The organism is Pseudoroseomonas sp. WGS1072, assembly GCF_049340465.1.
In the GTDB taxonomy this organism is placed as follows: Bacteria; Pseudomonadota; Alphaproteobacteria; order Acetobacterales; family Acetobacteraceae; genus Pseudoroseomonas.
This window is the reverse complement of sequence record NZ_JBMPSU010000001.1, coordinates 988,644-1,006,919: the sequence shown is the minus strand read 5'-3', so window position 1 is coordinate 1,006,919 and position 18,276 is coordinate 988,644. Positions and strand designations below refer to the sequence as shown.

Sequence of the window (18,276 nt, the reverse complement as noted above, 5' to 3'; positions counted from 1 at the left end):
GAGCATTCGCGGTGAGCCGGCGCGAACGGGAAATGCTCTGGCGCAGCCCGTCCTCCCGCACCCGGCGGGAGGGAGGGGCCGGTCAGATGGCGGCCTCGGCGAAGATGCGCCGCACATCGCCACCCCAGGCCTCGGCGCAGCGCCGCAGCCAGTGGTCGGCCTGGGTCTCGCCGCTGTCCAGGATGGCCCGCAGCGGCGCGAGCAGCGTCTCCTCGCCCAGCCCGCGGGCGCGCAGCCCGTCCTCGGCGATGGCGACGGCGGCGCGGCCCAGCTCGCGCGCCGTGCCGTTCCGGAAGGGCGTGGTGAGGCCGCCTTCCGGCACCGCCAGGCGAAAGGCGCGGATCTCCGGCACCGTCCAGCCCCGCACCAGGGCGGCGGCGGCCTTCTGCGCCGCGTCGTCATAGAGCAGCCCCGTCCAGAAGGCGGAGAGGGCCACCATCATCTCCGGGCTGCCGGCATCGGCGCCGCGCATCTCCAGGAAGCGCTTCAGGCGCACATCGGTGAAGACCGTGGTCACGTGGTCGGCCCAGTCGCCCATATTGGCCTCGACGCCCGGCTGGTCGGGCAGGCCGCGCGCCATGAACTGGCGGAAGGTCAGGCCCGTCGCGTCGATCCACCGGCCCTCGCGCATGATGAAGTACATCGGCACGTCGAGCACCCATTCGGCGAAGCGCTCGAAGCCGAAGCCCGGCTCGAAGGCCACGGCGGGGACGCCGGTGCGGTCCGGGTCGGTCTCGGTCCAGACCCGGCCGCGCAGGGTCCGCAGGCCGGAGGGCCGGCCCTCCAGGAAGGGGGAATTGGCGAAGAGGGCGGTGGCCAGCGGCTGCAGCGCCAGGCTGACGCGCAGCTTCTCGACCATGTCGGCCTCATCGCCGAAATCGAGATTCACCTGCACGGTGCAGGTGCGCAGCATCATGTCGAGCCCCATCCGCCCGACCCGCGGCATGTACTGCCGCATGATCGCGTAGCGGCCCTTGGGCATCCAGGGCATGTCCTCGCGCCGCGCCAGCGGGTGGAAGCCGAGCGGCGCGAAGCCGATGCCGAGCGCCCCGGCGACCGCCCGCGCCTCGTCCAGATGGTCCCGCAGCTCCGCCGCCGTCTCGTGCAGGCTGGCCAGCGGCGCGCCGGACAGCTCGAACTGGCCACCCGGCTCCAGGCTGACCGAGGCGCCGCCGCGCTTCAGCCCGATCGGCCGGCCATCGTCCAGGATCGGCTCCCAGCCGCGCGCCGTCAGCCCTTCCAGGATGGCGCGGATGCCCTGCGGCTCATAGGGCGGCGGCGCCAGGCCCTCCCGCCGGAAGCCGAACTTCTCGTGCTCGGTGCCGATGCGCCAGTCGGCCGGCGGCTTGCTGCCGGCGGCGAACCATTCGGCCAGTTGCCGCACGGAGGAGATCGGCGTGAGATCGGCCTCGCCGGGATTGGACATCGTGACCTTCCGTGCGCCCCGGGCCAGGGCGGGCGCCCGGCGTGGCATGTGCTGGATCGCTCAGGTGGGGACGGCCCAGTCGCCCGCCAGTGCCTGCAGCACCGCGAGCCCTGCGACCGCCGCCGTCTCAGCCCGCAGGATTCGGGGGCCGAAGGCAGCCGCTAGAACAAAGGGGCGACGCCGGGCGGCGTCAAGCTCCTGCTCCGTGAAACCGCCTTCCGGCCCGACCAGAAGGCCGATCGGCGGTGTTCGTCCGGCCAGAACCACGCTGGCCGATGGTGCATTGCCCCGCGCGTCGCCCAGCAGCAGGGGCGCGCCGTCCCAGGCATCGAGCGCGGCGTGGAGGTCCAGCGGCGGGGCGATCTCCGGCAGGTCCAGCCGCTCGCACTGCTCCGCCGCCTCGCGGGCGATGCCGGCCAGCCGCTCCAGATTGACCCGGGTGACGACGCAGCGGGCGGTCAGCACCGGCTGGATCCGCCGCACGCCGAGCTCGGTCGCCTTCTCCACCGTCCATTCCAGGGCATCGCGTCTGACCGGCGCGAGCAGCAGGCGGAGGTCCGGCCCGGCCTGCTGCGCCCGGCGCCGCGAGCCGGCCCGGAAGGTCGCCCTGTCCTTGCGCAGCGCGGCGATGCTGGCCCGCCACTCGCCATCCCGCCCGTTGAACAGGTCGACCGCGTCGCCCTCGCGCCGGCGCATCACCTGGCCGAGGTAGTGGCCCTGGCCGGGCAGGGCCGGGACCTCCGCCCCTTCGGCGAGATCGGCTTCGACATACAGGCGGGGGATGGACATCGGGCTCTCCGGCGGCGCTTATTGGCAGGGTGATTCCGCATACCGATATCCGCGCGCGCGGCTGGGTCGCGCAACTCCCCGATGGCTGGCGGCCCTATGCGCTGCTGATGCGGCTGGACCGGCCGATCGGCTCCTGGCTGCTCTTCCTGCCCGCGCTCTGGGCCTTCGCCCTGGCGGCGCAGGACTGGGCGCAGGGGCTGGCGCTGGCCCTCCTCTTCGGCCTCGGCTCGGTCGTCATGCGCGGCGCGGGCTGCGTCGTGAACGACCTCTGGGACCGCGACCTGGACCGCAAGGTGACGCGCACCGCCGGCCGGCCCATCGCCTCCGGCGCCGTGACGCCGCGGCAGGCGCTGCTCTTCCTGGCCGCGCTGCTGGCCATCGGCCTCGCCATCCTGGTGCAGCTCAACGGCCTCGCCATCCTGCTCGGCGTGGTCTCGCTGCTGCCGGTGGCGCTCTACCCGCTGGCCAAGCGCGTGACCGACTTCCCCCAGGCGGTGCTCGGCCTGACCTTCTCCTGGGGGGCGCCGATGGGCTATGCGGCGGCCACCGGCCGGCTGGACGGGCCGGGCCTCGTCCTCTACGCCGCCGCCTTCCTCTGGATCCTGGGCTACGACACCATCTATGCCCATCAGGACCGCGAGGATGACGCGCTGATCGGCGTCCGCAGCACCGCCCGGCATTTCGGCGAGCGCACCGCGCCCTTCCTGCTCGCCTGCTATGCCGGGGCCGTGGCGCTGCTTCTGCTGGCCGGCATCCTGGCCGGGCTCGGGCCCTTCTTCCATGTCGCCCTGCTGGCCCCGGCCGGGGTGCTGGCCTGGCAGATCCGCCGCCTCGACATCCACGACCCCGTCCTCTGCCTGCGCCTGTTCCAGCGCAACCGGGAGGTCGGGCTGCTGATCGCCCTGGCCTTCCTGGCCGGCCGCCTGTGACCGGCGATCCGGCCGCCTTCATCGCCGCCCACACGGCCCTGGCGCGGCCGCCGCTGGTGCCGGAGATCGAGCTTCACCTCGCCACCGAGATCACGCCCATCTGGCAGGCCACCGAGGACTGGCTGGAGGCGCGCGATATCGAGCCGCCCTTCTGGGCCTTCGCCTGGCCGGGCAGCCAGGCCCTGGCCCGGCTGATCCTGGATGGCGTCGTGCCGGTGCGGGGCCGGCGGGTGCTGGACTTCGCGGCCGGGGGCGGGCTGGCCGCCATCGCCGCCGCGCGCGCCGGGGCGCTGGCGGTGGAGGTGGCGGAGATCGACCCGCTGGCCATCGCCGCGGCGCGCCTGAACGCGGCGCGGAACGGCGTGACGGTGGCGGCGGCGACGGGCGACGTGGTCGGCGCGGCGCGGCGCTGGGACACGGTGCTGGCCGGCGACGTCTGCTACGAGGCGCCGATGACCGCCCATATCATGCCCTGGCTGCGCCGGCTGGCGGCGGAGGGCGCCGCGGTGCTGCTGGCCGATCCCGGCCGTGCCTATCTGCCGCGGGAGGGGCTGGAGCCGGTCGCCCGGCTCGCGGTGCCGGTGACGCGGGAGCTGGAGGACCGGGACATGCGGGGCGTGACGGTCTACCGGGTCCATGCCTTCCCGCCGGCCGGCGGGAAGGCATAGAAAGCTCCGGGGGAAGTCCTCCCCGGAGGAGGCGTCAGGCCGCCGGCTCCAGCCCGCCCGCCTCGGCCACCACGCGCAGGTGCCGGTCGGTGTCGCCGAATTGGTTGATCAGCATGGAGAGCCGCTTGAAGTAGTGGCCCGCCTTGTACTCCATGGTCATAGCGATGCCGCCATGCAGCTGGATCGCCTCCTTGCCGATCAGCTCGGCCGAGCGGTTGACCAGCGCCTTGGCCGCCGCGATGGCCGGACGGCGCGCCGCCGGATCGGGGTTCTCCGCCATCATCGCCGCGTAGATCGTCATGGAGCGCGCCTGCTCCAGCGCCACCAGCATGTCCGCCGCGCGGTGCTGCACCGCCTGGAAGCTGCCGATGGTGACGCCGAACTGCTTGCGCTGCTTCAGGTAGTCGAGCGTCAGCTCGTGCAGCGCCTCCATCGCGCCCACCGCCTCGGCGCAGAGGGCGGCCAGCGCGATGTCCACCACCTGCTCCAGCAGCGGCAGGCCCCCGCCCTCGGCGCCGAGCAGGGCGCCGGCCGGAAGCTGCACGGATTCGAGCTGGATCTCGGCGGCGCGCAGCCCGTCCTGGGTCGGATAGCCGCGCCGGCTGACACCCCTGGCATCGCCGGGCACCAGGAAGAGGGAGATGCCCTCCCGGTCGCGCCGCTGCCCGGCGGTGCGCGCGGAGACGATGAGGTGATCAGCGGATTCGCCGTGCAGCACGACGCTCTTGGCGCCGTCCAGCACCCAGCCCTCGCCGGAGCGGCGGGCGGTGGTGGCGACGTCGAAGAGGTCGTCGCGCGACTGCCGCTCGGTGGTGGCCAGGGCGAAGGTCGCCTCGCCGCCGACCAGCTCGCCGATCAGATCGTCGCGCCCCGCCAGGCGGAGCAGGCCGCCGCCGATGACCACGCTGGTGAGATAGGGCTCGACGGCCAGGCCGCGGCCGACCGCCTCCATGACGATCATGGTCTCCAGCGGGCCGCCGCCGAAGCCGCCCTGCGCCTCGGGGAAGGGCAGGCCCAGCAGGCCCATCTCGGCATACTGCGCCCAGAGCTTCGGGCTGTAGCCCTTGGCTTCCTCCTGGTAGCCGCGGCGCTTCTCGAAATCGCCATAGGCGCCGGCCATCAGCCGGTCGACGCTCTCCTTCAGCAGGCGCTGTTCCTCGGTCAGGTCGAAATCCATCGGGATGTGTCCTCTGTTGCTGCGTCGCGGCCGGTCAGAGGCCGAGGAAGGCCTTGGCGATGATGTTGCGCTGGATCTCGTTCGAGCCGCCGTAGATCGAGACCTTGCGGTAGTTGAAGAACAGCGGCGCCGCGGCCTCCGCCCAGTCGGGGCCGACCGGCGGCTCGTTGTGCGAATGGGAGGGCATCGGCACGGCATAGGGGCCGGCGACGGTGACCATCAGCTCGGTCGCCATCTGCTGGATCTCGGAGCCCTTGATCTTCAGGATCGAGGAGGTCGGGTCCGGCTTGTCGGCGGCGCGGTGGCGCTGCGCGGCGACGGCGCGCATCTGCGTGATCTCGAGCGCCTTCAGCTCGATCTCGGCGATGGCGACGCGGCGGCGGAAATCGGCGTCGTCCCAGAGCGTGCCCTCGCCCGCGGGCGTCTCCTTCGCGCGCTCCTTGACGCGGGCCAGCTTCTCCTTCGAGAAGCCGACGCGGGCGATGTTGTTGCGCTCGTTGGAGAGCAGGAACTTGGCGTAGTCCCAGCCCTTGTTCTCCTCGCCGATCAGGTTCTCCACGGGAACCTTCACCTCGTCGAAGAAGACCTCGTTCACCTCATGCGCGCCGTCGATGGTGATGATCGGGCGCACGGTGACGCCGGGGGACTTCATGTCCACCAGGATGAAGGAGATGCCCTTCTGCTTCTTCTCCGCCGCCGGGTTGGTGCGGGCGAGGACGAAGATCCAGTCGGCGTACTGGCCGAGGGTGGTCCAGGTCTTCTGGCCGTTCAGGATGTAATGGTCGCCCTCGCGCTTCGCCGTGGTCTTGAGCCCGGCGAGGTCGGAGCCGGCGCCCGGCTCGGAGAAGCCCTGCGCCCACCAGATGTCGAGGCTGGCGGTGGGGGGCAGGAAGCGCTGCTTCTGCGCCTCGCTGCCGAAGTTGGCGATCACCGGGCCGACCATGGCAACGTTGAAGGAGAGCGGCATCGGCACCGCGTTGGCCTGCACCTCCTCGATGTAGATGTAGCGCTGCACCGGGCTCCAGTCCTTGCCGCCCCATTCCACCGGCCAGTTCGGCGTGGCCAGCCCCTCGGCGTGCAGGATTCGGTGGGCGGTGGCGATGTCCTCGCGGTCGAGGTGCCGGCCCTCGCTGACCTTGCGGCGGATCTCGGCCGGGATCTTCTCGCGGAAGGTGCGGCGCAGCTCCTCGCGGAAGGCGATTTCCTCGGGCGTGTAGCGGAGTTCCATGGCGGCGTTCCTCAGAGGATCTCGAACAGGCCGGCGGCGCCGAGGCCGCCCGCGACGCACATCGTGACGACGACGCGCCGGGCGCCGCGCCGCCGGCCCTCCAGCAGCGCGTGGCCGACCAGGCGCGCGCCGCTCATGCCGAAGGGATGGCCGATGGAGATGGCGCCGCCATTGACGTTCAGCCGCGCCTCCGGGATGCCGAGCTGGTCGCGGCAGTAGATCGACTGCGAGGCGAAGGCCTCGTTCAGCTCCCAGAGGTCGATGTCCTCCACCTTCAGCCCGTGGCGCTGCAGCAGGCGCGGCACGGCGAAGACCGGGCCGATGCCCATCTCCTCCGGCTCGCAGCCGGCGCTGGCGAAGCCGCGGAAGACGCCGAGCGGCTTCAGGCCGCGCCGCGCCGCTTCCTCGGCCGACATCAGCACCGAGGCGCTGGCGCCGTCGGAAAGCTGGCTGGCATTGCCGGCGGTGATGAACTGCCCCTCCCGCACCGGCTTGAGCTTGGCCAGGCCCTCCAGCGTCGTCTCCGGGCGGTTGCCCTCGTCCCGGTCGAAGGTCTTGCTGCGCTGCGTGGTCTCGCCGGTCGCCTTGTCCGTGACGGCGTAGGTCACCTCCATCGGCGCGATCTCGTCGTCGAAGATCCCGGCCTGCTGCGCCGCGGCGGTGCGCTGCTGGCTGAGCAGCGAGAACGCGTCCTGCGCCTCGCGGGAGATGCCGTAGCGCGCCGCCACCAGGTCGGCGGTCTCGATCATGCTGTCGTAGAGGTGCGGATGGTGCTCCATCAGCCAGGGGTTGCGCGCCGCGGCGCGGTCCACCTTGGGCACGGTCAGGCTGATCGACTCCACGCCGCCCGCGACCAGCACGCCGGCATCGTCGGTCATGATGCGGCGCGCGGCAGCGGCGATGGCGTCGAGCCCCGAGGCGCAGAAGCGGCTGACGGTCATGCCGGCGGTGGCCACCGGCAGGCCGGCGCGCAGCGCCCCGGCGCGGCCCATGTTGCCGCCGGTCGCGCCCTCGGGGTAGCCGCAGCCCATGATCACCTCCTCCACCTCCTGGCCGCCGATGCCGGCGCGCGACAGGGCGTGGGTGATGGCATGCGCCGCCATGTCGGCGCCGTGGGTGATGTTCAGGCTGCCCCGCGCCGCGCGCCCGATCGGCGTGCGGGCGGTGGAGACGATGACGGCTTCCCTCATGCGGGCGTTTCCTTCGTTGTGGCGCCGCGCGCCAGTTCCTCTTCCTCACGCAGCCGGGCCGCCAGCAGCTTGCCCGCCGCGCTGCGCGGCAGGGCCGCGCGCAACTCGAGCGCGGCGGGCATCTCGTGCCGCCCGATACGGTCGGCCAGGAAGGCCTTCAGCGCGTCGAGCGTCAGCACCGCCGCGCCGTCGCGCAGCTTCACGAAGGCCTTGGCCGCCTGGCCGCGATACGTGTCCGGCACCCCGATGACGATGCATTCCTCGACATCGGGGTGTTCGTAGATCGCCTGCTCCACCGCCGCCGGATAGACGTTGAAGCCGGAGGAGATGATCATGTTCTTGCGACGGTCGACCAGGGTGAAATAGCCCTTCTCGTCCATCCAGCCGATGTCGCCGGTGAGGAACCAGCCGTCGCGGAAGCTGGCTTCCGTCGCCGTCGGCTGCTTCCAGTAGCCGGCGAAGACATTCGGCCCGCGCGTGGCGATCTCGCCATGCTCGCCCGGCGGCAGGGCGCGGCCGGCATCCTCCAGGTCCACCACGCGCATCTCGATCCCCGGCAGCGGCAGGCCGATCAGCCCGGGGCGCTTCGGTCCGCGGAAGGGCAGGCGGCTGCCGGCGGGGCTGGTCTCGGTCATGCCCCAGCCGCCGCCGATGCGGGTGCCGATCAGCGCCTCCAGCCGCTCCTGCACCTCGAAGGGCATGGGCGCGCCGCCGGAGGAGCAGATGCGCAGCGAGGAGAGGTCGCGGCGCTCGATGCCGGGCATGTTCAGCAGGCCGATCCACATGGTCGGCACGCCGGGGAAGACGTTGATGCGGTGCCGCTCGATCGCCTCCACCGCCGCCTCCAGGTCGAAGCGCGGATGCAGGTGGATGGTGTTGCCGTCCGCGAGGTGGCGCAGCAGCACGGCGGTCAGCGCGTAGATATGGAACAGCGGCAGCACGCCGAGCACGCGCTGCTCGCCGCGCGGCAGCGTGTCCTCGTCGCGCCAGGCCTGGTAGATGGAGACGGCGGCGGTCAGGTTGCGGTGCGTCAGCATCGCGCCCTTGGGCCGGCCCGTGGTGCCGCCGGTGTACTGCAGCAGCACGACATCGGTCTCGTCGAGCGCCGGCCAGGGCGCCGGCGGGGCGTCGCGCAGCGGCAGGGGCTCGAAATCCGGCTGGGCCGGGGCGGAGGTGCCGCCCCAGGCCGCGTCCGGCGCCAGGAAGGCGCGCTCCACCGCGCCCTCGCGCAGCAGCCGCAGCGCGTTCGGCAGCAGGGTCGGGAAGTCGGTGGTGATCAGCCAGCGCGCGCCGCTGTCGGCGATCTTGTGCAGCAGCTCGCGCGGCGCGTCGAGTGGCGAGAGATGCACCACCCGCCCCCCGGCGCGCAGCACGCCGAAGAAGCAGGCCGGATGCCAGGGGGTGTTGGGCAGGTAGAAGGCCACCGCGTCGCCCGGCCGCAGCCCCTCGGCCATCAGCCCGGCGGCGACGCGGTCGGCCGTGGCGCGCAACCCGGCGAAGCCGATGTCGCGGCCGCGGTAGTGCAGCGCCACCTTGCCATCCCATTCCGCCGCCGCGGCATCGAGCAGCGCCGGCAGGGTGCCGGTGGCGATCGGCGCGTCCCAGCGCGCGCCGGGCGGGTAGGAGGCCTCCCAGGGATGCGCCTCGCGCGGGGGCGACATCTAGGCCGCCTTCAGCCCGGAGAAGCTGCCGCCCTCCGCCGCCAGGCGCGCCAGCAGCGGGGCCGGCCGCAGGCTCTCGTCGCCCGTCGCCTCGGCGTAGTGCGAGAGGCGCTGCGCGATGTGCGCCAGCCCGGTCGCGTCGGCGTAATGCATCGGCCCGCCGCGCCAGGCCGGCCAGTTGTAGCCATAGAGCCAGACCACATCGATGTCGCCGGGGCGGGCCGCGATGCCTTCCTCCAGGATGCGCGCCCCTTCGTTGATCATCGGATAGATCAGACGCTCGGTGATCTCCTCCTGGCCGATGGCGCGGCGGGCGATGCCGAGCCGCGCGGAGACACCCTCGATCAGCGCCACCACCTCCGGGTCCGGCACGCCGGCGCGGGCACCCTCGGGATAGGCGTAGTAGCCGCGGCCGGTCTTCTGGCCGAGGCGCCCGGCCTCGCAGAGCGCATCGGCCACCGGCGCGCTGCCGCCCGTGGCCTTGCGGATGCGCCAGCCGATATCGAGCCCGGCGAGGTCGCCCATGGCGAAGGGACCCATGCGGAAGCCGAAATCGGTCAGCGCCTTGTCCACCTGCTCGGGCAGGGCGCCCTCCTGCAGCAGGCGCTCGGCCTGCTGGGTGCGGCGGGAGAGCATGCGGTTGCCGACGAAGCCGTGGCAGACGCCGACCACGACCGGCACCTTGGCCAGCCTGCGGCCGACCTCGACGGCGGTGGCCAGCGCCTCGGGCGCGGTCCTCGCGGCCCGCACCACCTCCAGCAGCTTCATGACGTTGGCGGGCGAGAAGAAGTGCATTCCCAGCACGTCGCCCGGGCGCGAGGTGGCGGCGGCCATCTGGTCGATGTCGAGATAGGAGGTGTTGCTGGCCAGCACGGTGCCGGGATCGGTGATCCTGTCGAGCTTGGCGAAGATCTCCTTCTTGAGCTCCAGATCCTCGAACACCGCCTCGACCACCAGATCGGCCCCGGCGGCGGCCTCCAGCCCGACCTTGCCCTCGATCAGCGCCATGCGGCCCGCATGCGCCTCGGGGGTCAGGCTGCCGCGCTTGACCGAGGTGGCGTAGATGCCGTCGATCCGCTGCAGCCCGCGCTCCAGGGCGCCGGCATCGGTCTCGATCATCGTCACCGGGATGCCGGCATTGGCGAAGGCCATCGAGATGCCGCCGCCCATCGTGCCGGCGCCGAGCACGGCGACCCGCCGCACCGGGCGCGACGCGGTGCCCTTCGGCAGGCCGGGAATCCGCGCCGCCTCGCGCTCGGCGAAGAAGACATGGCGCAGCGCCTTGCTGCGGGGATCGTCGCGGAGCTGGATGAAGAAGTCGCGCTCCGCCTGCAGCGCCGCCTCGAAGGGCAGGTCGTAGGCATTGCGGACGGACTGGATGATGGCGGCGACCTGGGGCTCCTCGGCGGCGCGCTTCGCCAGGGCCTTGGCGGCCGCCTCGAAGGCCTCGCGGCTGCCGAGGCCCTCGTTCCGCGCGTTCAGGCGCGGCCGGGGCGGCGCGGCGGCCAGGTCCTTGACCTTGGCGATGGCGGCCGCGAGCAGGTCGCCCTCGACCAGCGCATCGGCGAGGCCCAGCTCGACGGCGCGGGCCGCCGGCAGATGCTCGCCCGAGGCGATCAGCGGCAGGGCCACGGCGGCGCCGATCAGGCGCGGGGCGCGCTGCGTGCCGCCGGCGCCGGGCAGGATGCCGAGCTTCACCTCCGGCAGGCCGAGCCTGGCCTTCGGCCCCGCCAGCCGCGCGTCGCAGCCCAGCGCCACCTCCAGGCCGCCGCCCAGCGCCACGCCCTGGATGGCGGCGACTACCGGCTTCGGGCTGGCTTCCATCGCGGCGATGACATCGCCCAGTGCGGGCGGTGCGGGCGGCTTGCCGAACTCGGTGATGTCCGCGCCGGCGATGAAGGCCGCCCCGGCACCGGTGATGACGAGGCCGGCGGCCTCCGCATCCTCCGCCGCGCGGCGCACCGCGGCCAGCAGCCCGGCGCGCACGGCGGCCGAGAGGGCGTTCACCGGCGGATTGTCGATGGTGGCGATGGCGACGCCATCCCGCAGGCTGTAGCTGACGACTTCGGACATTTCGGCCCCTAATTCTGCAATGCGGAATTGAATTCCATTATTGAGGCGCATTAGAAGGAGAGCAGGCCGCCGCGTCAAGCACGGCCGTTGCGCCAGGGAGGTCCGACATGGCTCGCCGCCGCACCGCCCCGCAGGAGGACGGGACCGACCGCCACTTCGTCACCGCCCTGGCCCGCGGGCTGGAGGTGCTGGGCTGCTTCCGCCGGGGCGAGGCGATGCTGGGCAACCAGGAGATCGCGGCGCGCTGTGGCCTGCCGAAATCCACGGTCTCCCGCCTGACCCACACCCTGACCGAGCTGGGCTACCTGCATCACGTCCCGGAGCTCGGCCGCTACCGGCTGGGCTCGGCGGTGCTCTCGCTCGGCGCCGCCATGCTGGGCGGGCTCGACATCCGCCGGCTGGCCCGGCCGCTGCTGCAGCGCCTGGCGGTGGAGACCGGCAGCGTCACCGCCCTCGGCATGCGGGACCGGCTGGGCGTGGTCTATCTAGAGCTGGCGCGGGGCGATGCCGCCATCTCCGTCAATCTGGAGGCCGGCTCGCGCATCTCCCTGGTCAACAGCGCCATGGGCCGGGCCTGGCTGGCCGTCGCCACTCCGGCGGAGCGCGCCGCCCTGCTGCGGCAGTTTCCCGCGGCCGAGCGCGACCGCGTCGCTGGCGTGATCGCGCAGGCCCTGGCCGAGCAGCGCGACTACGGCTGCTGCTGCTCCTTCGGGGACTGGCAGGAGGATGTGAACGCCATCGCGCTGGGCTTCCACCCCGGCGGCGGGCTGCCGCCCATGGTGATCAACTGCGGCGCCCCCTCCTTCGTCGTCAGCCCGGAGCACCTGTTGCAGGAGGCGCGGCCGCGGCTGATCGAAGTGGCGCGGCGGCTGGAGCACAGCATGGACCTCGCCGCCACTCTGCCGGGCTGAACCGTTTCACGGGAAACCCGGCTCCAGCAGGCCGGCCAGAGCGGCGTTGAAGGCCTGCGGCGCCTCCCACATCACCCAGTGCCCGGCCCCTGGAATGGTCTGCAGCCGCGCATCCGGACGCCAGGCGCGGATCTGCGCCAGCCGCGCCGGCACGTCGGGCCTCGCCGTGGTGTCGCGCGCGCCCCAGATGCCGCCCAGCGGCACCGGAAGGTCCAGGATGGCGTCGCGCAGCAGGGTGGTGCCGGCGAAGGCGCCGCTGCGGAAGCGGGTGCGCCAGGTGTGCCAGTCCTGCATCGCCAGCGCCGCCGGGTCGATGCGGGCCGGATCGGCGATCATCAGCGTCGCCAGGTTGTCGCGGTGGATCGCCATCTGCCGCGCGCGCGGCTGGCCCAGCACGCCCCGCAGGGCGGGTGGCTCATAGGGCTGCCCGAGCCCGACGGCGCCCACCAGCACCAGCGCGTCCAGCCGTGCCACGTCCCGCCGCGCCAGCAGCCCCGCCATCAGCCCGCCGAAGGAGAAGCCGGCCAGCCGGTAGCGCGCCCCGCCCAGGAGGCTGTCGAGCCCGCCCGAGAGGATGGCGGCGATCTCCTCCGGCGCCTCCGGCCGCGGCGGCGCCTCCGACTCGCCGAGGCCCGGCAGGTCGGCGGCGATCACCCGCCAGCGCTCCGCCAGGGCGGGGATGGTGCGCGCCCAGTGCCGCCACGAGCCGCTGCCGCCATGCAGCAGCACCAGAGGCGGCCCCGCGCCCCATTCGTGCCACACCATGTGGCCCGCCCCGCAGGGGGTCTCGTGCCGCCTGGCGCGGGCGGCGAGCGGCCGCAGCGCCTGCTCCAGCGCGAGGCGGGCGGCGTCGAGGTCGAATGCGTCGGCGGAGGTGTCAGGCTGCATGCGCCGATTCTGGCCCGGCCCGGCGGCTTCCGCTACAGCCCATGCATGCGCGTGGCACTGCTCCGCCATCTGCCCACGGCGCTGCCGGCGGGGCTCTGCTACGGCCGGCTCGATGTGCCGCCCGGCCCGGCCGATCCGGCGCCGCTGCTGCGGGCGCTGCGCGGGTTCCGCCCGGCCGTGCTGGTCAGCAGCCCGGCCCGGCGGTGCCTGGCGCTGGCGCGGCGCCTCGGCCCCGCCACGGCGGACTCCCGCCTGCTGGAGCTGGATTTCGGCGCCTGGGAGGGCCGGCCCTGGGACGGCGTGCCGCGCGCGGCCCTGGACCGGTGGGCCGCCGACCCCTGGGGCTTCGCCCCGCCCGGCGGCGAAAGCGGCGCGGCGCTGGTGGCGCGGGTCACGGACTTCCATGCGGAGCTGCGCGGGAAGCGGCCCGGGACCTGCCTCGTCGTCGCGCATGGCGGGCCGCTGAAGGTGCTGGCCGATCTGCTGCGCGGGCGGCCGGTCGATCTGCTGGCCCCGGCGCAGCCGATGGGCAGCCTGCGCTGGTTCGAGGACGGGCGGGAGCAGGGCTGACCGCGGGGCGGGAAGGCCCCCGGCCGCCGCCGCCCCTCATCCCGCCGCCAGCGCCGAGAGGACGGCGCATTCCGCGACCACCGCCGTCGCCCCCAGCACATCGCCGGTCTGGCCGCCGATCTGCCGCCGCGCCAGCGCCGTCATGCCAAGGCCCGCCAGGCCGGCGGCCAGCACCGCCGCCGCCGGCGCCGGGGTGAGCAGCGCCGCCACCGCCGCCAGGACGAGCCCGGCCAGCAGCGGCGTGGCACCGGGCCGGCCCAGCCCGGCGGCGAGGCCATCGGCGCGGGCGGCCGGCAGCAGGCGCAATGGCAGCAGAAGGGCACCGCGCGACAGGGCGCCGGCCGCCGCCATCGCCACCAGGACCCGCGCCGGCTCGGCGATCTCCGCCAGGGCGGCGGCGCGCAGGCCGAGGGCGAGCAGCAGCGCGGCGGCGCCATAGCTGCCGATGCGGCTGTCCCGCATGATGGCCAGCCGCGCCGCCCGGTCGCGCCCGCCGCCGAAGCCATCGGCGGTGTCGGCCAGCCCGTCCTCATGGAAGGCGCCGGTCAGCAGCAGCAGCAGCGCGAGGCTCCAGAGGGCGGCGAGCGGCGGCGGCAGGCCGAGGGCGCCGGCGGCCCAGAAGCCCAGCCCGCCGAGCCCCCCGGCCACGGCGCCGGCGAGCGGATAGGCCCAGACGGCGCGGGCGAAGCCGGCGGCATCGGGCGGCATCGGCCAGCGATGCACCGGCAGGCGGGTCAGCAGCCCCAGCGCCGCAGCCAGCTCGGCCAGGCGGGCGGTGGCCCAGGCCCTCATGGGGCGCCTTCGGCCACGCCGGCCTCGGCGAAGGTCGCCATCCCGGCATGGCAGGCCAGGGCGGCGCGCAGCAGCGGCACGGCGAGCGCCGCGCCGGAGGCCTCACCCAGCCGCATCCCGAGGTCGAGCAGCGGCCTCTGGCCGAGCGCCTCCACCAGCCGGCGGTGGCCGGCCTCGGCCGAGCAATGCGCCACCAGGGCGTGGTCCAGCCCGCCCGGCGCCAGCCGGGCGAGGGGGGCGGCGGCGGCGGTGCAGACGAAACCGTCCAGCAGCACCGGGACACCGCGCCGGCGCGCCTCCAGCGCGGCGCCCAGGATGGCGGCCAGCTCCCGCCCGCCCAGGCGGCGCGCCGCCTCCAGCGGATCGGTCCGGGCTTCCGGGTGGCGGGCCAGGGCGGCCTCGACCACGGCGCGCTTGCGGGCCAGGCCGGCCTCGTCGAGCCCGGTGCCGCGCCCGGCCCAGTCGCCGCCGCCACCGAACAGCGCGGCCGCCAGGGCGGCGCCGGCGGTGGTGTTGCCGATGCCCATCTCGCCCAGGCAGAGCAGGTCCACCTCCTCATCCATGGCGGCCGCGCCGCTGTCCACCGCGTCGAGAAACTCCTCGGGGGCCAGGGCCGGCGCCTCCGTCATGTCGGCGGTGGGCCTGTCGAGCGCCAGCGGCGCCACACGCAGCCGCGCGCCGGCGCAGGCGGCGAGCTGGTTGATGGCGGCGCCGCCGGCGGCGAAGTTCGCCACCATCTGCGCCGTCACCGCCGCCGGATAGGGCGAGACGCCGCGCGCCGCCACGCCGTGGTTGCCGGCGAAGACCAGCACCTGCACGCGCTCCAGCCGGGGCAGGGCGCGGCCCTGCCAACGGGCCATCCAGGCCGCCAGCGCCTCCAGCCGGCCGAGGCTGCCGGGCGGCTTGGTCAGCCGCGCCTGGCGGGCGGTCACGGCGGCGGCGGCGGCCTCGTCGCCCGCCGGCGGCGCGGCGCAGCGGGCGCGCAGGGCGGCGAGGCGTTCGGTTCCGGTCATCACGGCTCCTGCGTGGCGATGGCGTGGAAGAAGCTGCCACTGACCGGGCCGCGCCGCCCGCCGCCATGGCCGAGCGGGGCGCCGGCGGCGTCGGCCAGTTCGGCCAGGGGGGCGTCCCCGCCCGGCTCGGTCAGCCGGGCATAATGGAACTCATGGCCGCGCAGGCGGGTGCCGGCGGCGCCCAGCGGACCGTCGGCCAGCAGGCGCGCCTCCCGGTAGCCGAGGTTCATCCTCCGCGCGGCGAAGCTGGTGGCGTGGCCGAGCAGCCCGGCCATGGCGTGGCGCCGGCCCGCCGCATCCTCCAGCCCCTGCCCGAGCACCATGTAGCCGCCGCATTCGCCATGCACCGGGCGGGTCCGGGAGAAGCGCCGCAGCCCCTCCAGGAAGCGCCCGGCCGCCGCCAGCCGGCCCGCATGCAGTTCGGGATAGCCGCCGGGCAGCCAGCAGGCGTCGCAGGCCTCGGGCGGCGGCTGGTCGGCCAGGGGGGAGAAGCACTCGATCTCCGCCCCCGCCCGCCGCCAGCCGGCCAGGACATGCGGATAGAGGAAGCTGAAGGCATCGTCCTCGGCCAGGGCGATGCGCTGCCCGGGGGGCGGCAGCGGCGGGTGCGGCGCGGCGGAGGCGGGCGGGGGCGCCGCCGTCGCGGCCAGGGCCAGGATGGCGCCGAGGTCGAGTCGCGCCTCGGCCAGATCGGCCAGCCGCTCCAGCAGCGCCGGAAGCTCGCCCAGCTCGCGCGCCTGCACCAGGCCGAGATGCCGCTCGGGCAGGGTGACGGCCGCCTCGCGCGGCAGCGCCCCGAGCACCGGCAGGCCAGCCTCGGCGATGGCCTCCGCCGCGCCCCGGCGGTGCCGCTCGCTGGCCACCCGGTTCAGCACCACGCCGCCGACGCGCACCCCGGCGCGGTGCGAGGCGAAGCCGCGGGCGATGGCGGCGGCGCTCTGCGACTGCCCGGAGACATCGAGCAGCAGCAGCACCGGCAGGCCGAAGCGCGCGGCGAGATCGGCGGCGCTGCCCTGGCGCCCGGGCTCGGGGCCGGCGCCGTCGAACAGCCCCATGGCGGATTCGATCAGCAACAGGGGCCGGACGCGCCGCGCCTCCGCCGCCACGGCGTCCAGCAGGGCGGGGGGCATGGCCCAGCTGTCGAGGTTGGGGCTCGGATGGCCGCAGGCCGCGGCGTGGAAGGCGGGGTCGATATAGTCCGGGCCGGACTTGGCGGCCGCGACCGCGAGCCCGCGCCGCCGGAACGCCGCCAGCAGCGCCAGGGTCAGCGTGCTCTTGCCGCTGCCCGAGCGCGGCGCGCCGATCACCAGAGCTCCGCCCATGCATCCTCCGCTGTCCCTGCCTCGCCGCGAGCGTCAATCACAGGCCGGGCCCTTCGGCCAGGGGGTGGCCGCCAGGGGATGGGCCAGGAGATGGGCCAGGAGATGGGGATGAATGGCCGCCGGCCCAGCCCCAGCGCAGGCTGAGGCTTGGCCGGCATCCCGGGACAAGCGAAGATGGCGGGGCAGCAATGCTGTGTAACAACTTGATTTCTGGCGGAACGAATCGCGCGCCTCCGTGCTTTGACGCCTTGCACGGCAAGCCAGCCGCACGGTATTGCACCCATGGGTTCGCTGCCTTCCGTATGGACCGATGGATCCGCTCCGCCGCCCTGCCGCGGCGCCGGGCGGGACGGGACGGGGAAGGGCGCCGGGCCCGATGGAATCTCGGATTTCCCGCAGCCAGTCCGCGGCAGCACCGCGCCAGTACGAAGAACGGAGAGGATGAGGGGTATGGACCAGCGCCGCCCGCTTCCAGAATTGCGCCCAGACACCGGCCTGGCGGCCTCCGGGCGGAGACGCGACGCCCGCGGCCCGTTCCGGCGCCTGGCCCTCCATGGCCTGACGGGTCTCCTGACGGCCGCCACGCTGCTGGCCGGCACCGGCGCCATGGCGACCAGCTTCCGCTGCGCCACGCCGGAGCAGCAGGCGATGTTCGAGATCGCCGCGCTGAAGACCGAGCTGATGGTCATCGCCACGACCTGCAACACCGAGGCGCCCTACAACGCCTTCATCACCCGCTACAAGCCGGTGCTGAGCAGCAACGACATGGCGGTGATCGGCCATTTCACCGCGCGCGACCGCCGCGCCGGCCAGCGTGAGAACGACGTCTTCATCACCAACCTCGCCAATGCCCGGGCGCAGGAGGCCAATCGTGTCGGCGCCGACTTCTGCAGCCGCAACGCGCGCCTCTTCGAGGAGGTGATGAGCCTGCCCGGCGCCGCCGAGCTCGGCCCCTACGCCGCCTCCAAGGACCTGCTGCCGGCCTCGCTCGGCAGCTGCGTCCCCAGCGCCTCCAGCCCCGCCCCCGCGCGGAGCGCCACGTCCAGCCGCCGGGCCTCGCGTTGATGCATCTCCGTTCCGCCTGGGTGGCGCTGGCCCTGCCCGCGCTGCTCGCCGCCTGTGCCCAGCCGCAGCGCGCCGTCGAGACCTCCCGTCGCCCGGTCTATGCCATCGACATGATCGGCGCGGCCAAGTCCTGCACGGTGGATGACAACCCCCGGCTGATCGACGGCCGCGAGACCATGGCGCCGATGACCGTGGTGAATGACGGCGGCTGGTGCGCCCTGCGCGTCGCCCGCCCCGGCCCGGAGCCCTTCGACGCCGGCCTGCTGAGCGCCCGTGCCGAGAACGGCCGGGTGTATGTGCACAGCGTCGGGGACTACACCCGCATCGACTACACGCCGCTGCCCGGCTTCAGCGGCACCGACAGCTTCACGGTGCGCCTGCTGCCGGGTTCCACCACGGTGAAGGTCAATGTGACGGTGCAGCCCGGCGCCGCGGCGGTGACGCCGGCCGCCGCGCCGGTCGCGCCCCGCGTCGCGCCGCCGCCGCCGGACACGAAGGCCGCCACCCCGCAGCGCGGCGGCACGACGCGCCGCGCGCGCTGAGTCGCCCTCCTCCCCCGGGAAGTCCGCTTCCC

General features: G+C 74.3%; 17 protein-coding genes. 6 read left to right on the top strand and 11 right to left on the bottom strand.

Annotated features, from left to right (window positions below; translation table 11 throughout):
* Positions 1-82 precede the first annotated feature (82 nt).
* Entirely contained in the window at positions 83-1,426 is a 1,344-nt protein-coding gene (locus ACF3NH_RS04820) for a glutamate--cysteine ligase (protein WP_422922044.1), read from the bottom strand.
* 60 nt (positions 1,427-1,486) lie between these two features.
* On the bottom strand, positions 1,487-2,215 hold the full coding sequence (locus ACF3NH_RS04815; protein ID WP_198367554.1) for a 16S rRNA (uracil(1498)-N(3))-methyltransferase: 729 nt from the start codon (positions 2,213-2,215) through the stop codon (positions 1,487-1,489).
* A 20-nt stretch (positions 2,216-2,235) separates the two neighbouring features.
* On the opposite strand from ACF3NH_RS04815, the gene ubiA reads away from it, so the two are divergent.
* Both ubiA and ACF3NH_RS04805 read left to right on the top strand, forming a co-directional pair.
* Positions 2,236-3,144: a 4-hydroxybenzoate octaprenyltransferase gene (ubiA, locus tag ACF3NH_RS04810; protein ID WP_198367710.1), complete on the top strand. Its 909-nt coding sequence runs from the start codon at positions 2,236-2,238 to the stop codon at positions 3,142-3,144.
* Complete coding sequence (locus ACF3NH_RS04805; RefSeq protein WP_422922043.1) at positions 3,141-3,812, top strand: class I SAM-dependent methyltransferase; 672 nt, start codon at positions 3,141-3,143, stop codon at positions 3,810-3,812. The genes ubiA and ACF3NH_RS04805 overlap by 4 nt, the downstream gene beginning before the upstream one ends.
* 34 nt (positions 3,813-3,846) lie before the next feature.
* Here ACF3NH_RS04805 and ACF3NH_RS04800 read toward each other — a convergent pair whose 3' ends face one another.
* Genes ACF3NH_RS04800 through ACF3NH_RS04780 form a run of 5 tightly spaced genes read right to left on the bottom strand, consistent with a single transcriptional unit; the run spans position 3,847 to position 11,141 of the window.
* Complete coding sequence (locus tag ACF3NH_RS04800) at positions 3,847-4,989, bottom strand: acyl-CoA dehydrogenase family protein (RefSeq protein ID WP_422922042.1); 1,143 nt, start codon at positions 4,987-4,989, stop codon at positions 3,847-3,849.
* 34 nt (positions 4,990-5,023) lie between these two features.
* Entirely contained in the window at positions 5,024-6,217 is a 1,194-nt protein-coding gene (locus ACF3NH_RS04795) for an acyl-CoA dehydrogenase family protein (RefSeq protein ID WP_198367551.1), read from the bottom strand.
* Positions 6,218-6,228: 11 nt separating this feature from the next.
* Positions 6,229-7,407 carry an acetyl-CoA C-acyltransferase gene (locus ACF3NH_RS04790; RefSeq protein WP_198367550.1) on the bottom strand — a complete coding sequence of 393 codons (1,179 nt, stop codon included), beginning with the start codon at positions 7,405-7,407 and terminating at the stop codon, positions 6,229-6,231.
* On the bottom strand, positions 7,404-9,068 hold the full coding sequence (locus tag ACF3NH_RS04785) for an AMP-binding protein (protein ID WP_422922041.1): 1,665 nt from the start codon (positions 9,066-9,068) through the stop codon (positions 7,404-7,406). Before ACF3NH_RS04785 ends, ACF3NH_RS04790 begins: the two co-directional genes overlap by 4 nt.
* Positions 9,069-11,141: a 3-hydroxyacyl-CoA dehydrogenase NAD-binding domain-containing protein gene (locus ACF3NH_RS04780; protein ID WP_422922040.1), complete on the bottom strand. Its 2,073-nt coding sequence runs from the start codon at positions 11,139-11,141 to the stop codon at positions 9,069-9,071.
* 107 nt (positions 11,142-11,248) lie between these two features.
* Here ACF3NH_RS04780 and ACF3NH_RS04775 point away from each other — a divergent pair, with 107 nt between their 5' ends.
* Entirely contained in the window at positions 11,249-12,052 is an 804-nt protein-coding gene (locus ACF3NH_RS04775; RefSeq protein WP_422922038.1) for an IclR family transcriptional regulator, read from the top strand.
* Between the two features lie 6 nt (positions 12,053-12,058).
* On the opposite strand, the gene ACF3NH_RS04770 is transcribed toward ACF3NH_RS04775, so the two are convergent.
* Positions 12,059-12,940, bottom strand: coding sequence for an alpha/beta fold hydrolase (locus ACF3NH_RS04770; protein WP_422922037.1), 882 nt, complete (start codon positions 12,938-12,940; stop codon positions 12,059-12,061).
* A gap of 51 nt (positions 12,941-12,991) precedes the next feature.
* Between ACF3NH_RS04770 and ACF3NH_RS04765 the strand changes: the two genes are divergently transcribed.
* The gene (locus ACF3NH_RS04765) at positions 12,992-13,510 is read left to right on the top strand and encodes a histidine phosphatase family protein (RefSeq protein ID WP_422922036.1); all 519 of its coding nucleotides are present in this window, start codon (positions 12,992-12,994) and stop codon (positions 13,508-13,510) included.
* Between the two features lie 36 nt (positions 13,511-13,546).
* On the opposite strand, the gene cobS is transcribed toward ACF3NH_RS04765, so the two are convergent.
* Genes cobS through ACF3NH_RS04750 form a run of 3 tightly spaced genes read right to left on the bottom strand, consistent with a single transcriptional unit; the run spans position 13,547 to position 16,637 of the window.
* Positions 13,547-14,302 carry an adenosylcobinamide-GDP ribazoletransferase gene (gene cobS / locus ACF3NH_RS04760; RefSeq protein ID WP_422922035.1) on the bottom strand — a complete coding sequence of 252 codons (756 nt, stop codon included), beginning with the start codon at positions 14,300-14,302 and terminating at the stop codon, positions 13,547-13,549.
* Positions 14,299-15,315 carry a nicotinate-nucleotide--dimethylbenzimidazole phosphoribosyltransferase gene (gene cobT, locus ACF3NH_RS04755; protein ID WP_422922034.1) on the bottom strand — a complete coding sequence of 339 codons (1,017 nt, stop codon included), beginning with the start codon at positions 15,313-15,315 and terminating at the stop codon, positions 14,299-14,301. The genes cobS and cobT overlap by 4 nt, the downstream gene beginning before the upstream one ends.
* Positions 15,315-16,637, bottom strand: a complete 1,323-nt coding sequence (locus tag ACF3NH_RS04750) for a cobyrinate a,c-diamide synthase (RefSeq protein ID WP_422922033.1) — start codon at positions 16,635-16,637, stop codon at positions 15,315-15,317. Before ACF3NH_RS04750 ends, cobT begins: the two co-directional genes overlap by 1 nt.
* 450 nt (positions 16,638-17,087) lie before the next feature.
* Between ACF3NH_RS04750 and ACF3NH_RS04745 the strand changes: the two genes are divergently transcribed.
* Complete coding sequence (locus ACF3NH_RS04745; protein ID WP_198367541.1) at positions 17,088-17,702, top strand: hypothetical protein; 615 nt, start codon at positions 17,088-17,090, stop codon at positions 17,700-17,702.
* The gene (locus tag ACF3NH_RS04740; RefSeq protein WP_422922032.1) at positions 17,702-18,244 is read left to right on the top strand and encodes a hypothetical protein; all 543 of its coding nucleotides are present in this window, start codon (positions 17,702-17,704) and stop codon (positions 18,242-18,244) included. The genes ACF3NH_RS04745 and ACF3NH_RS04740 overlap by 1 nt, the downstream gene beginning before the upstream one ends.
* Positions 18,245-18,276 lie beyond the last annotated feature (32 nt).

What these genes read in the sequence shown, in the direction of transcription:
- ACF3NH_RS04820 (WP_422922044.1), bottom strand. Translation starts at nt 1,426, where the DNA reads ATGTCCAATCCCGGCGAGGCCGATCTCACGCCGATCTCCTCCGTGCGG.
- ACF3NH_RS04815 (WP_198367554.1), bottom strand. Translation starts at nt 2,215, where the DNA reads ATGTCCATCCCCCGCCTGTATGTCGAAGCCGATCTCGCCGAAGGGGCG.
- ACF3NH_RS04800 (WP_422922042.1), bottom strand. Translation starts at nt 4,989, where the DNA reads ATGGATTTCGACCTGACCGAGGAACAGCGCCTGCTGAAGGAGAGCGTC.
- ACF3NH_RS04795 (WP_198367551.1), bottom strand. Translation starts at nt 6,217, where the DNA reads ATGGAACTCCGCTACACGCCCGAGGAAATCGCCTTCCGCGAGGAGCTG.
- ACF3NH_RS04790 (WP_198367550.1), bottom strand. Translation starts at nt 7,407, where the DNA reads ATGAGGGAAGCCGTCATCGTCTCCACCGCCCGCACGCCGATCGGGCGC.
- ACF3NH_RS04785 (WP_422922041.1), bottom strand. Translation starts at nt 9,068, where the DNA reads ATGTCGCCCCCGCGCGAGGCGCATCCCTGGGAGGCCTCCTACCCGCCC.
- ACF3NH_RS04780 (WP_422922040.1), bottom strand. Translation starts at nt 11,141, where the DNA reads ATGTCCGAAGTCGTCAGCTACAGCCTGCGGGATGGCGTCGCCATCGCC.
- ACF3NH_RS04775 (WP_422922038.1), top strand. Translation starts at nt 11,249, where the DNA reads ATGGCTCGCCGCCGCACCGCCCCGCAGGAGGACGGGACCGACCGCCAC.
- ACF3NH_RS04770 (WP_422922037.1), bottom strand. Translation starts at nt 12,940, where the DNA reads ATGCAGCCTGACACCTCCGCCGACGCATTCGACCTCGACGCCGCCCGC.
- cobS (WP_422922035.1), bottom strand. Translation starts at nt 14,302, where the DNA reads ATGAGGGCCTGGGCCACCGCCCGCCTGGCCGAGCTGGCTGCGGCGCTG.
- cobT (WP_422922034.1), bottom strand. Translation starts at nt 15,315, where the DNA reads ATGACCGGAACCGAACGCCTCGCCGCCCTGCGCGCCCGCTGCGCCGCG.
- ACF3NH_RS04750 (WP_422922033.1), bottom strand. Translation starts at nt 16,637, where the DNA reads ATGGGCGGAGCTCTGGTGATCGGCGCGCCGCGCTCGGGCAGCGGCAAG.
- ACF3NH_RS04745 (WP_198367541.1), top strand. Translation starts at nt 17,088, where the DNA reads ATGGACCAGCGCCGCCCGCTTCCAGAATTGCGCCCAGACACCGGCCTG.
- ACF3NH_RS04740 (WP_422922032.1), top strand. Translation starts at nt 17,702, where the DNA reads ATGCATCTCCGTTCCGCCTGGGTGGCGCTGGCCCTGCCCGCGCTGCTC.